Below are 12,642 nucleotides of genomic sequence, written 5' to 3'. Positions count from 1 at the left end.
GTATCGGCGGGGTGCCAGGCGGCGGACAGGTGAAGCGTTGTCCGCCCTACGGGGGCCGCTAGACGTAGCGGACAACGTCGCTCTTGTCCGCCAGACAGCGGTATCGGCGGGGTGCCAGGCGGCGGACAGGTGAAGCGTTGTCCGCCCTACGAGGCGCTGCCTTCCTTGTCGTCCTTCAGCGACTTGCGAAAGCCGCCGATCGCCTCGCCCACGTCGGAGCCCAGGCTTTTCAGGCGCTTGGTGCCAAACAGCATGACCACGATCAACAGGATGATCAGGAGCTGCCAGATGCTGATGCCAAACATGGGGAATTCCTCAGTGATGTTGCATGCCGTGGGACATGCCATGGGACATGCCGTGCATGGTACCGGCCGCGTTTTGCAGCAGGGCCTGGTCGATGTCGGCGAAGCGCAGCACCTGGCCGCCCTGCTCGGCCGCGAACTGCTGGGCGGCATGCTCGTCGGCGAAGCTGGCCAGCGCGGCGCCCATGGCGCCCTGCAGGGTGCTGGCGACCACGAAGTAGGCCTGCCTGGCGTCGATCAGGTGCTCGTCGGAAGGCTCATCCCAGCTGCCGTGCTGCATGTCGTGCACGTACAGGGTGAAGTTCTGGTGCTGGTTTTCCGGCTGCAGGTACCAGCCGAACATTTCCGCCACCGAGCAGAACTTGCGGGCCTGCTTGTCGGTGACCGCCTGCCCCTTGGGGCCGGGGTATTCCTCGATGATCATGCCGCACACGTGGCATTCGTCATCCGGGTGGAAAGCCACCGGGTCGAAGGTCTTGGCAATTTCTTCCTCGCCGCCACAGGCGACCAGGCCGAAGCTCAGCACAGCGATGGACAGGGCGCGGGCGCCGCTCAGGTACAGGGACTTCATTCGGGACTCCTAGGGGCACTCAAAGAAACGGATCACACCTGGCGGCGCTTGAACACCCGCCAGGCCAGCGCCAGCGGCAGGCCGACCCACAACAGCAGGCACAGCCAGAGCGCGGCGGTGGGCATGGGCAGGTCGTTGCCCAGGGCCATCACGCCCATGGCATTGGCGCCCCCCTCGAAGCCGCCCAGGTTGATCAGCCGGTACAGGTCGGTGGGGTTGAGCAGCAGCAGCCAGGGCAACAGGTCCGGACTGAACGCGCCCTTGCTGAGCACCAGCACGCCGAGCAGCGCCAGGTCGAAGACCAGCACGAACAGGAACCACACGCCCAGCGCCAGGCCGGCGGCGGTGGACTTCTCGCTGGCCTTGCCGCTCAGCACGTAGGCGATGGCCAGGAACACCCAACCAAGCAGGGTCGAGGACAGCATGAAGCGGCCGAAAGCCCAGAACAGCATGCCGAGGTCGACATCCTCAACCAGCAGGCCGATGGCCACCGCAGCGCAGCCGAAGCCGATCAGCACCGCCAGGCCCAGGATCAGCCCGTGGCCGACGAACTTGCCGAGCAGGATGTGGCCACGCCCCAGCGGGTAGGTGAGCAGCAGCATCAGGGTGCCGCCCTCGTCCTCGCCGACGATGGCGTCATAAGCCAGCAGCAGCGCGATCAGCGGCATCAGGAAGGTGGCCAGGCTGGCCAGGCTGGCGATGGTCGAGGGAATCGAGGTGAAGCCCACGGTGCCGGCCGCCGCGGCGCCCAGCCAGGCGATGCCCACGGCAAGCACGGCGAACAGCAGGCTGATGGCCAGCAGCCAGCGGTTGCGCAGGCCGTCGCTGAGTTCCTTGCTGGCGATATTCCAGATCGGGTTCATGGTCTGCCCTCTTCGCGAACGTCGGCGCGGGTCGTGTAGTAGCGGTACAGGTCTTCCAGCGAGGGCTGGAGGATTTCCAGGTCATGGGGTTGCGCTTCGCCGAGCAGCTCGCGCAGCAGCTCGACCTTGTGGCCGTTGTGCGCCTGCACCTCCAGGCCCGCCTCGCCCATGGCCTGCACCGCATGGCCCGCCTCACTCCAGCGGCGCACCCAGCCGTCGCTCTGGGCCAGGCCGCTGGCGCGAATGCGCACGGGCAGACCGGCCTCGGCGCGCAGCGCCGCCAGGCTGCCGCTGGCCTGCAGGCGGCCCTTGGCGAGGATCACCGCGCGGTTGATGTGCGCCTCCACGCCTGGCAACACGTGGGAACAGAGGATCACCGCCGTGCCCTGCTGGCGCAGGCGGTCGATCAGCCGGTAGAGGTCCTGGGTGGCGATGGGGTCGAGACCCACGGTGGGCTCGTCGAGCAGCAGCAGGCGCGGCGTGCCAAGGATCGCCTGGGCCAGGCCGAGGCGCTGGCGCATGCCCTTGGAATAGGTCTTCACCCGGCGGTCGGCGGCGTGGGCCAGGCCCACCTGCTCGAACAGCGCGTTCACCTGGGACAGGTCGGCGCCCTTCAGGCGGGCGAAGTGGGTCAGCGTCTCGCGGCCGGTGAGCTGCGGGTAGAACGTCACGTTCTCCGGCAGGTAGCCCAGGCTGCGGCGCACCTGCGGATCGTTCGGCGCCTGGCCCAGCACGCGCACCTGGCCCTCGCTGGGGGCGAGCAGGCCGAGGATCAGTTTCATGGTGGTGGTCTTGCCGGCGCCGTTGTGGCCAAACAGCCCGAGCACCTCGCCTTCGGCGAGCTGCAGGGACAGATCGTGCAGCACGGTCATGCTGCCGTAGCGCTGGCTGACGCCCTGGATATCGACGGCCTTCATGACAGCGGCTCCTGTGCGGGTTCTTTCTTCAACAAGGATTCGGTGGGCAGCTGCATCAGCGGGAAGCTGTCCTGCACGCCGGGGGACTTCAGCACCGGGAAGGCGCGCTGCACCCAGCGCAGCAGTTCGATGCCGGGGCTGTTCATCAGCAGGCGCACCTGCGGGTACATCCACAGCAGCCGGTCGACGTTGTCGTTCGGCTCGTAGGGTACGTCGCCCAGACCGTCGTCGTTGCGGTCCCAGCCCAGGTAGTCGCTCCAGTAGTTGCCGCGCCCGTCGGCGGACCATTCCTGGGTACGCACCGCCACGTACTTGACCTGCTGTTCGTTGCCGACGAAGGCGTTGTCGACGATGCGGTTGTCTTCCGAGCCGGCAGTGAGATGGATGCCCAGGTTGCTGTGCTCGAAGTGGTTGTGCTCGATGACGTTGAACAGCGAGTTGTAGATGAACAGCGCCTTGCCCTCGCCGCCCTGGATCATGCTGTCGCCGCCGGTGTCGCCGGCCTGCACGTCGGTGACGAAGTTGTCCTTGATGGTCGAGTAGGTGATGTAGTTCATCAGCATGCCGTAGTTCCGGTCATGCTCGGAGCGGTTGCCGATCACCGTCAGCTTGCGGCTCTGCATCAGCGCGTAGCCGGTGCGGGTGCGGCGGGTGATGTTGCCGGTCACATGGTTGTCGTTGGAGAACATGTAGTGGATGCCGTAGCGCAGGTCTTCCAGCAGGTTGTTCTCGATGCGGTTGCCGTTGGAGGTCTCGATGTAGATGCCGTCGCGGGTTTCGCGCACCTGGTTGCCGGCCACCACGGCGCCTTTCACGATGAACAGGTGGATGCCGTTGCCACGGTCCTGGGAGCGCACCGAAGGCTCGCCATGGACCTGGTTGTCCAGGATGTGCACGTTTTCCGAGCGGTCGGCCCAGATGCCGAAGCCCACGCCGCGCAGGCGATTGTTGCGCAGGGTCACGCCCTTGGCGCCGCCTTCGATGAAGATGCCCGAGTCCATGTCGGTGAGGTTGTGGCCCCAGTCGCGCAGGTCGCAGTCCTCGACCAGCACGTCGCTGGCACCGATGGACAGCGCGTTGCCTTGCCCCGCCGCGCTGAACACGGCGCCAGGCTCGCAACGCAGGTGCAGGGGCCGGTCGATGCGGAAGTTGCCGACATATTCGCCGGCCGGTAGCGTCCAGCGGTTGTCGCCTTCCGCGCGCAGCGGCAGGTCGGTAATCGGGCGCGGGTTCGCCAGCGCGGACCCCGCGAAAAACAGGAGGGCACACAGCGCCCCGTGTACAGCCTGAGATCTGAGCAACTCGATACCTCTTCAGGGTCAGGCGGGGAGGCGGCCGGCGATCATCAGCGCCGGCCGCGTACACGGCAAGGGCCGGACATTCAGCCGTCCGGCCCTCGCCCGGCCGTCAGGCCTTTTCCACCATCATGCGGCCCATCATCTCCATGTGCAGCGCGTGGCAGAACCAGCTGCAGTAGTACCAGAACACCCCGGGCTTGTCGGCAGTGAAGGTGACCGAAGAGGTCTGCTGCGGGCTGATTTCCATGCTCACACCGTGGTTGACCATCACGAAGCCGTGGGACACGTCCTCGATCTGGTCGATGTTGGTGATGGTCACGGTGACTTCATCGCCCTGCTTGACGGTGAAGTCGGTGATGCCGAAGGACGGTGCCATGGAGGTCATGTACACGCGGACCTTCTTGCCGTCGCGGATGATCTTGTTGTCGGTCTCCAGATTGACGCCGTCCTTCTTGGCACGGGCCACGGTGTCCGCGAAGAAGGGATCCTTGCGGTCCCAGATCTTCTTGGTCTTGATCTGGTCGCGACGGCACATGATGCAGTCGTGCGGCTCGGCGAAGGTCGGGCCGTCGTGGACGATCTTCATCACGTCGCCGGAGATGTCGATCAGCTGGTCGTTCTCCGGGTGCAGCGGGCCGACCGGCAGGAAGCGGTCCTTGGAGAACTTGGAGAGCACGACCACCCACTTGCCGTCGGCGTCGCGGGACTCGGTCAGCGAGGCGTGGTTGTGGCCCGGCTGGTAGTGCACGTCCAGCTTCTGCTTGATGTAGTTGACCTTCTCGCCCTTGTAGGCGCGGATGGCTTCATCGATGTTCCACTTGCACAGCTGGCTGTCGATGAACAGGGTGGTGTAGGCGTTGCCGCGACCGTCGAAGGTGGTGTGCAGCGGGCCGAGGCCCAGTTCCGGCTCGGCGACCACGGTGTCGCGCTCGTCCTTCAGCTTGCCGGCGAACAGGTCGGGCAGCTTGTCGATGGCGATCACGGTACAGGTCGGCGACAGCTTGCCGTTGGCGATGAAGTACTTACCGTCCGGCGAGGTGTTGCAGCCGTGCGGGTTCTTCGGCACCGGGATGTAACGGGTGAACGGGCTGTTCTTGGCCTTGCGGCCGTCGACCACCGGCACGCCGTCCATCATCACGTACTTCTTGTCCTTGATGGCCTTGTCGATGGCGTGCACGTCGAACACCACCACCCAGTCACGCTCGTTGCGCATGGTGCCGCCCAGGTCCAGGGCGCGCTCGGAGTTGTAACAGGTGGAGGCGGCGAAGCGGCCGGTGTAGTCGGCGTCGGTGTTGTCCAGGTTGCCGTCGACGATGACCTGCCAGGCCACCTTCATGGTCTCGGCGTCCACCGCGCTGAAGCAGGTGAAGCTGTTGTCGGCCTGCAGGTCGAAGCTGGACCCGTCGTTCGGGTGCGGAATGAAGAACTCGCCGTTGCAGAACACGTACTTGGTGTGCGGCACCTTCTGCAGACGCAGGCCGTGGATGGCCTGGACGTTCGGGATGCTGGTGATCTTGTCCGTCTTCATGATGTCCAGACGGATACGCGCGACGCGGGTGTTGGCCTTATCGTTGATGAACAGGTACTTGCCGTCGTAGCGGCCGTCGGTCATCGAGATGTGCGGGTGGTGGCAGTCGCCGTTCGGGTAGTACTCACCCATGATGCTGCGGCTTTCGTTGGTGATGCCCCAGCCGGTGGCCGGATCGGTGTTGAACACCGGGATACGCATCAGTTCGCGCATCGAGGGGATGCCCAGCACGCGCACTTCGCCCTGGTGGCCGCCCGACCAGAAGCCGTAGTACTCATCCAGCTCGCCCGGTGCCACATGCACCTTGTTCTTGGCTTCCTTGACCGCGGCTGCCCAGGTTTCGCGGGACATCACCGCGCCGCCGAAGGCAGTGGCCGCCACCGCGGCACCGGTCACGGCGCTGGCGCCGAGGAAGCCACGACGGCTGAGACCGCCCTTCACTTCCTTTTCGTTTTGCTTGTCGCTCATGGGGTTTTGCTCCTATGGGTACAACACTTCGCCTTTCCCGAACCTCGCGCGAGCAAGACTCAGGGTTCAGTCACCTGTACAGCGGGAATCAGTTCGGGAGCGTCCGGAGCAGCCTTCTTGCCGCGCTTCTTGCGCTTGTTGATCAGCGGCGGACACTTGTTGTCGTTGTGGTAGGTCATCTGGCAATCGAGGCAGTAGTGGCACTCGTTGTGGTTGATGTGCCCATCCGGGTGGATCGCCTGGATCTCGCATTCCACGGCGCACAGCTGGCAGGGGTTGCCACATTCCTTGCGACGCTTGAGCCAGTCGAACAGGCGGAACTTGCTGGGCACCGCCAGGGCCGCGCCGAGCGGGCAGATGTAGCGGCAGTAGACCTTGCGGGTGAACAGGTTCACGACCAGCAGGATCACCACGTAGAGCACGAACCACCACTGGCGGTCGAACTTCAGGGTGATGGCGGTCTTGAACGGCTCCACCTCGGCGGCCTTCTCGGCCAGCATCATGGATTCCAGGGAGATGCCGAACAGCGCCAGCAGGATGATGTACTTGATGGCCCACAGGCGCTCATGCACCGCGAAGGGCAGCTCGTACTGGGGGATCCTGATCTTGCGTGCCAGCTCGTTGAGCAGTTCCTGCAGGGCGCCGAAGGGGCACAGCCAGCCGCAGAACACGCCCCGGCCCCACAGCAGGATGCTGGCGGCGGTGAACACCCAGAGGATGAAGATGATCGGGTCGGTGAGGAACAGCTCCCAGCGGAAATCCTGGAACACCGCGTGGACGAAGGTCAGCACGTTGACCACCGACAGCTGACCCAGGGCGTACCAGCCGATGAACACCACGGTGAAGATCAGGTAGCCGCGACGCAGCCAGTGCAGGAACTGCGGCTTCTGGGTGAACTTGTCCTGCAGGAACAGGATCACCGTCAGCAGGCCCAGGGCGGCGCACAGCACGCCGATCTGGAAGCTCTTCTGGTACCAGATGTTGACCCACAGCGGACGGTTGGCTTCCTCGATGGCGGCCAGCTCCTCGGCGGTCAGCGGCGGCCGCTCGATGTAGTCCTCGGGCATCAGGTAGGGCATCTCGAAGCTGGTGAAGATGCTCTCCACCGGACCGACCTGGCGGCGCACCAGCAGTTCCAGGTTCCAGGCCGAGCCCGGATCGAAGCGGTACTGCTCGCGGGCGATGAAGATCGCCATCTCGTAGAAGTCCGGCATGCCTTCGGCGTAGACGTCGGACAGGCGGATGAAGTCCAGGTCGCGGAAGCTGATGATGTCGCCGAACTGGCGCAGCTGCACCCGATCGAAGATGCCGCCGCGCACGTAGCCCGAGCCCTTGAAGGAGTATTCGCCATTGGCCAGCACCGCGAAGGCGTGCTCACCCGGCTTGAGTTCGGCCATCAGCTCGGCGTACTGGCGCTCGCCCAGCAGGTTGCGGCCGATGGTGGGCACATTCAGGTGGGTGGCGTACAGGTCGATGAAGGTCTCGTCACGCTGCTCAGGCGCGGCCACCTCGACGCCCTCGGCCTCGGTGCCGATGAAAGCATCGTCCACCTGGCCGCGGGTCAGGTGCATGCGGCGGATGGCGCCGTTGCCGGTCAGCTCGGTCCAGTTGCTCGGCTGGTAGACGTCACGCACCAGGGCGATCTTCGGCCGCGCGCTGGCGCCCGCCTCGATCAGCCCCAGGTCCACCGCCACGGTGTGCGCGGAACGCATGACGATCTCGTTGATCACCATCACCGTCACGGTGGCGCCGGTCACGGCGTCGATGGTCACCGCGCTCTTGTCGCCGGAGCGGCCGACCACCACGCGCTGGTCGACCTTGATGCCGGTGTAGTGGGCGTTGAAGTCGTGGACCTTCTGCTCGGGAATGCCGATCAGCACGATGGGTTCGTGGTGTTCGAGCATGTAGGCATCACGGATGGTCGCCGTGGCGTCGAGGATGATCTGCAGGTTGATCGGCTTGCCGGAGTAGGCCGGCATGTCGGTCACGCGGATGCTCTGGAAGGCGTAGCCGAGCAGCTCGTCACCCTTGCGGATGGTGCGCACCCCGTAGTCCCCTTCCGGCTCGGACACCGCCGTGGCCTCCGGGAAGACCAGGTCGATGCGCTCGCGCTCCAGCGCGCCGTAGTCCTTGGCCTGAACCACCTGCGGCGCTCCCAGCGCCATCAGCAGCAGGAAAAATAACGCCGGCATTCCTGCGCGACGCACCCTTTCAAGCCAAAAACCCATATAAATCATGGTCTTACCAAATGCTGGTTTCTGTGTGGTCATGGTAGGCCCCACTGACATGAGGCACGCTTGATATCAATCAAGAAGCACGTGCGCCGGGGTGTGACGCAGGGTCGCAGACACGCCTTACCAGGCCAAATAGAACATGCCCTTGGCGAGCAGAACAATGGCGACCATCTGCGCAAGGATCACAACGTGAAGACTGTGATAGCGTGCCGGGCTCATCCGACCACGGCGCAGCAGGATGGCGACCAGGCCGAAGGAGAGGAAAACACCGATGGCCAGCAGGATCTTCAGGCTCAGCATGAGGCCAAAGCTGCTGGCGAAGGGATCCGCCAGGGCGCCCCGGTGGAACCAGGCCAGGCCGATGCCGGCGCCGTAGACGAACAGCACCACCCAGTGCAGCACCACCCGCGAACGGGCCCCCAGCGCGCGCTCGAAGGTTTCCCGAGCGGCGGGGTCGAGCGAACGCTTGGCCTGCGCCAGCGTGGCCACTTCGACGAACAGCGTGCCGATGAAGAAGATGGCGCTGAGCAGGTGCAGGGTGTGCAGCAGGGCGTAGGTCATGGGCAGTCCTTCCGGCGGTGACGCCTAGTGGACCTACCTTGACCGCAGGAGTGCGACGGGTGAATGACCGTGGTCAAGCGATAGCCGAGAAACGCGAATAGCGTCACACAAGCCGATACGTGTGTTTGCGCTGCGGATGGCACCGACGCCGTGTCCGGCGGCCAAGGCTAGGCCTTGACCGCCCTACGTTCGTTCCGCTGCTTAGACCGTGCGCGAGAAGCGCACGGTCTGCTTGCCGAGGTAGGCGTCGAATGTCATGGCCACGTTGCGCATCATCAGCTGCCCTTGCGGCAGCAGGACGATGGCGTCGTCGAGGATCTGCACCAGGCCGTCGTCCACCATCTCGGCCAGCTGCGCCAGGGAGTCGGCGAAGTAGTCGCGGAAGACGATGCCGTGCTTCTGCTCGAACGGCGCGAAGTCGACCCGGTTGTGGCACATCAGCGCCAGGATCACCTCGCGGCGCAGCACGTCGTCGGCGCTCAGGCGGTAGCCGCGCTGCACCGGCAGGCGGTTCTGGTCCAGGCGCGCGTAGTACTCGGAAAGCAGCTTGACGCTCTGGCTGTAGCTGTCGCCCACCTTGCCGATGGAGGACACGCCCAGGCCGATCAGGTCGGTGTCGCCGTGGGTCGAGTAGCCCTGGAAGTTGCGCTGCAGCGTGCCGTTGGCGCGGGCCAGGGTCAGCTCGTCATCGGGCAGCGCGAAGTGGTCCATGCCGATGTACACGTAGCCGGCGTCGGTCAGGCGGCGGATGGTCAGCTCCAGCAACTCCATCTTGCGCTCGGGCGGCGGCATGTCCTCCGGGCGGATCAGCCGCTGGGCGCGCACGCGCTCGGGCAGGTGCGCATAGCTGTAGGCGGCGATGCGGTCCGGGCGCAGGGCGATGATCTTGCTCAGGGTGGCGTCGAAGCTTTCCACGGTCTGCAGCGGCAGGCCATAGATCAGGTCCACGCTGATCGACTTGAAGCGCGCGGCGCGGGCGGCCTCGATCAGGTCACGCACCTGCTGTTCGCTCTGGATGCGGTTGACGGCGGCCTGCACCTGCTCGTCGAAGTCCTGCACGCCGAAGCTCAGGCGGTTGAAGCCCTGCTGGCGCAGCGTGTGGATGCGCTCGGGGCTGATGGTGCGCGGATCGACCTCGATGGAAAACTCGTGGTTGTCGCTGTCGTCCATGTTGAACGCCTCGTGCAGGGCGTCCATCACCTCGCCCAGCTGTTCGCTGGTCAGGTAGGTGGGTGTGCCGCCGCCGAAGTGCAGCTGGGTGAGCTTGCGGGACTTGTCGAACAGCGCGCCCTGCAGGGCGATTTCCTTCTTGAGGTAGTCGAGGTATTCGACGGCGCGGTGGGTCTTCTGGGTGATGATCTTGTTGCAGGCGCAGTAGTAGCAGAGGCTCTGGCAGAACGGGATATGGATGTACACCGACAGCGGCTTGGGCGCCGGCGCCTTGTTGCTGGCTGCGGCGGCCTGGAAGTAGTCGTCCTCGGCGAAAGCCTCGTGGAACTGCGGCGCGGTGGGATAGGAGGTGTAGCGCGGGCCCGGGCGATCGTATTTCTCGACCAGGGCTCGGTTGAAAGTCATGTGGTCCACGTTCGACCCGCCTTGAAAGGAAAGTGGTACATCGAAGACCGCCGCTCGCGCGACCGCCTCACTGCTGGATGGGCCGGATTATGGCCGGTCAGAGGGCCGATCCGCAAAACAGGCGACCGGCCGGAAGATATGCGCAGGGTAACGGGCCTGATGGCAGCGGGACTTGACCATGGTCAACGGGGGGTAAGGCGCAGGGCCTGTGGGAGCGGACTTGTCCGCGAGCTGTTGTCCGCCCTACCCGCCCGTGGCGTTCATGAAGCGCACCACCTGCACCTCGTCGAGGTTGAACTCGTGGCGCAGCGGCTTGCGTTGCAGCGCGGCGCGCACGGCGTCGAGCAGCGGCTGATCGTCGGTGGGGTAGCGACGTAGCAGCGCGCGCAGGTCGATGGAATTCTCGTGGCCCAGGCACAGCAGCAGGCGGCCTTCCACGGTCAGGCGCACGCGGTTGCAGGTGGCGCAGAAATTGTGGGAATGCGGCGAGATGAAGCCGATGCGACTCTCCGGAAATTCCTTCAGGCGTGCGTAGCGTGCCGGTCCGCCGCTCTGCTCGGCGCTGTCGATCAACGTGTAGCGACCGGCGATGATCTCGCGCACTTCATCGCTGGAGCAGTAGCTCTCGCCCCGCGAGCGGCCCACGTCGCCCAGCGGCATCTCCTCGATGAAGGTGATGTCCAGACCGCGCTCCACGGCATAGGCGACCAGGTCCGGGATCTCGTCCGCGTTGCGGCCCTTCATGGCCACGGTGTTGAGCTTGATGCGCTGGAAGCCGGCCGCGCGGGCGGCGTCGATGCCGGCCTGCACCTGGCGCAGGTCGCCCACGCGGGTGATGGCGCGAAAGCGCTCCGCGTCCAGGCTGTCGAGGCTGATGTTCAGGCGCTTCACGCCGGCGTCGGCCAGCGGTCGGGCCATCTTCACCAGTTGCGAGCCGTTGGTGGTCATCACCAGTTCGCGCAGGCCGGGCAGCGCGGCGATCTTCGCGCAGAGCTCGACGATGCCCTTGCGCACCAGCGGCTCGCCGCCGGTGAGGCGAATCTTGCGGGTGCCGTTGGCCACGAACAGCGCGGCGATCCGCTGGATCTCCTCCAGGGTGAGCACCTGCTGGCGCGGCAGGAACGTCATGTCCTCGGCCATGCAGTACACGCAGCGGAAGTCGCAGCGATCCGTCACCGACAACCGCAGGTACTCGATGCCGCGTCCGTAGCCGTCTTGCAAAGTGCTCATGATCGTTCCTCTGGCTTCGGGTGGCCGACAGGCATTGCTGCATTAAAGCCGCTATTGCATCAGCGGCGTTTCGGCGCCTTCCAAGTGTATGCCCTGGATATCCGCCGCGCCCACCAGGTACCGCAGGTACTGTGCCACCGCCACCTGCCAGACCCGTTGATCCAGCTCAGCGCGGATGGCTTCGGCCACTGCCTCGTAGGGCAACTGGCGCCCTTCGATGCGCTGTTCGACCTCCACCAGATGAAAACCGTAGCGGCTTTCCAGGGGCTGGGCCGCCAGGCCGACCGGCAGGCGCAGCAGCTGGCGCTCGAACTCGGGCACGGTCTGGCCCTGGCTGATCTGTCCCAGCGCCCCGCCCTGCTCCTTCGACGGGCAGGCTGAATGGGCCAGCGCCAGGTCGGCGAAACGGTGCGGTGCGCCGCGCAGCTCGGCCAGCAGCGCGTCGGCCTGTTCGCGGCCGGCGCTGCGCGCCTCGGCGTCGTCCGGCGGGCAAGCCAGCAGGATATGCCGGGCCATGACCAGCGGCGCGCTGGCGAAACGCGCGCGGTTGCGTTCGTAGTACTGCCGGCAGGTCGACTCGTCGGCCTGCGGCACCGGCACCTCGCGCTGCACCAGCTCGCGGGTCGCCGCCTCTTCCTCGCTCTCCCCGGCGACCGGCGCCACCGGGATGCCCAGCTCGGCGCTGCGCTGGCGCAGCAGCTCGCGGATCACCAGCGCCTGGCAGGCGAGATAGAGCGCATCGTCGCGACTGGGCGCGGGATGGTACTGGATTTCCCGGGCCATCGCTTCGGGGGTGATGACCACACCGTTGACCCTGATGCGCGGCCATTCCTGGTCGCTGCTGGCGATCAGTTCGACCGGGGCGACCGCCTCGGGCATCTGCTGCACCACCGGCTCGGCGTGGGCCTGTCCGCCGCAGCCGCCGCCGCTTTCACTTCCACCACATCCGCATGCCATGTTCGTGTTCCTCGCTGGTTGGGGCCGGGCTGGGCCCGGCCATGGTGGACAGGTGAAGCGCTGTCCACCCATTCAGGCAATCAGGCCACCGGCTGGCCGGCTTTCTTCGGTGCCTTGGCCGGGGCGGCCTTGGCGGGG

Annotated in this window: 11 protein-coding genes; all 11 read right to left on the bottom strand. The window is 65.7% G+C overall.

The annotated features are described in order from the left end of the window. Positions 1 to 146: 146 nt before the first annotated feature. Entirely contained in the window at positions 147 to 305 is a 159-nt protein-coding gene (gene tatA, locus AS93_RS0114760; RefSeq protein ID WP_027591327.1) for a twin-arginine translocase TatA/TatE family subunit, read from the bottom strand. 10 nt (positions 306 to 315) lie between these two features. Beyond that, positions 316 to 873, bottom strand: coding sequence for a nitrous oxide reductase accessory protein NosL (locus AS93_RS0114755; RefSeq protein WP_027591326.1), 558 nt, complete (start codon positions 871 to 873; stop codon positions 316 to 318). Between the two features lie 32 nt (positions 874 to 905). Then, positions 906 to 1,736, bottom strand: a complete 831-nt coding sequence (locus AS93_RS0114750; protein WP_027591325.1) for an ABC transporter permease subunit — start codon at positions 1,734 to 1,736, stop codon at positions 906 to 908. Next, a complete protein-coding gene (locus AS93_RS0114745) occupies positions 1,733 to 2,653 on the bottom strand; it encodes an ABC transporter ATP-binding protein (protein WP_027591324.1) in 921 nt (306 codons plus the stop codon). The genes AS93_RS0114750 and AS93_RS0114745 overlap by 4 nt, the downstream gene beginning before the upstream one ends. Continuing rightward, positions 2,650 to 3,954: a nitrous oxide reductase family maturation protein NosD gene (locus tag AS93_RS0114740; RefSeq protein WP_027591323.1), complete on the bottom strand. Its 1,305-nt coding sequence runs from the start codon at positions 3,952 to 3,954 to the stop codon at positions 2,650 to 2,652. Before AS93_RS0114740 ends, AS93_RS0114745 begins: the two co-directional genes overlap by 4 nt. A 106-nt stretch (positions 3,955 to 4,060) precedes the next feature. Next, positions 4,061 to 5,947 (bottom strand): TAT-dependent nitrous-oxide reductase, encoded by a 1,887-nt coding sequence (gene nosZ / locus AS93_RS0114735; protein ID WP_027591322.1) that lies wholly within the window; start codon positions 5,945 to 5,947, stop codon positions 4,061 to 4,063. 59 nt (positions 5,948 to 6,006) lie between these two features. Further along, positions 6,007 to 8,139, bottom strand: coding sequence for a NosR/NirI family protein (locus tag AS93_RS0114730; protein ID WP_256214784.1), 2,133 nt, complete (start codon positions 8,137 to 8,139; stop codon positions 6,007 to 6,009). 162 nt (positions 8,140 to 8,301) lie between these two features. Further along, complete coding sequence (locus AS93_RS0114725; protein ID WP_027591320.1) at positions 8,302 to 8,742, bottom strand: membrane protein; 441 nt, start codon at positions 8,740 to 8,742, stop codon at positions 8,302 to 8,304. Between the two features lie 201 nt (positions 8,743 to 8,943). Beyond that, positions 8,944 to 10,326: an oxygen-independent coproporphyrinogen III oxidase gene (hemN, locus tag AS93_RS0114720; protein WP_027591319.1), complete on the bottom strand. Its 1,383-nt coding sequence runs from the start codon at positions 10,324 to 10,326 to the stop codon at positions 8,944 to 8,946. Positions 10,327 to 10,560: 234 nt separating this feature from the next. Further along, entirely contained in the window at positions 10,561 to 11,547 is a 987-nt protein-coding gene (gene moaA / locus AS93_RS0114715; RefSeq protein ID WP_027591318.1) for a GTP 3',8-cyclase MoaA, read from the bottom strand. 51 nt (positions 11,548 to 11,598) lie between these two features. Further along, on the bottom strand, positions 11,599 to 12,504 hold the full coding sequence (locus AS93_RS0114710) for a peptidylprolyl isomerase (protein WP_027591317.1): 906 nt from the start codon (positions 12,502 to 12,504) through the stop codon (positions 11,599 to 11,601). Positions 12,505 to 12,642: the final 138 nt, after the last annotated feature.

The organism is Pseudomonas sp. RL, from assembly GCF_000647775.1.
GTDB classification, from domain to species: Bacteria; Pseudomonadota; Gammaproteobacteria; order Pseudomonadales; family Pseudomonadaceae; genus Serpens; species Serpens flexibilis.
The sequence above is the reverse complement of the archived record's forward strand: the minus strand, read 5'-3'. Positions and strand labels throughout refer to the sequence as shown.

Excerpts from the sequence above, each read along its gene's own strand:
- tatA (WP_027591327.1), bottom strand. The coding sequence starts at position 305 with ATGTTTGGCATCAGCATCTGGCAGCTCCTGATCATCCTGTTGATCGTG.
- AS93_RS0114755 (WP_027591326.1), bottom strand. The coding sequence starts at position 873 with ATGAAGTCCCTGTACCTGAGCGGCGCCCGCGCCCTGTCCATCGCTGTG.
- AS93_RS0114750 (WP_027591325.1), bottom strand. The coding sequence starts at position 1,736 with ATGAACCCGATCTGGAATATCGCCAGCAAGGAACTCAGCGACGGCCTG.
- AS93_RS0114745 (WP_027591324.1), bottom strand. The coding sequence starts at position 2,653 with ATGAAGGCCGTCGATATCCAGGGCGTCAGCCAGCGCTACGGCAGCATG.
- nosZ (WP_027591322.1), bottom strand. The coding sequence starts at position 5,947 with ATGAGCGACAAGCAAAACGAAAAGGAAGTGAAGGGCGGTCTCAGCCGT.
- AS93_RS0114730 (WP_256214784.1), bottom strand. The coding sequence starts at position 8,139 with ATGCCGGCGTTATTTTTCCTGCTGCTGATGGCGCTGGGAGCGCCGCAG.
- AS93_RS0114725 (WP_027591320.1), bottom strand. The coding sequence starts at position 8,742 with ATGACCTACGCCCTGCTGCACACCCTGCACCTGCTCAGCGCCATCTTC.
- moaA (WP_027591318.1), bottom strand. The coding sequence starts at position 11,547 with ATGAGCACTTTGCAAGACGGCTACGGACGCGGCATCGAGTACCTGCGG.
- AS93_RS0114710 (WP_027591317.1), bottom strand. The coding sequence starts at position 12,504 with ATGGCATGCGGATGTGGTGGAAGTGAAAGCGGCGGCGGCTGCGGCGGA.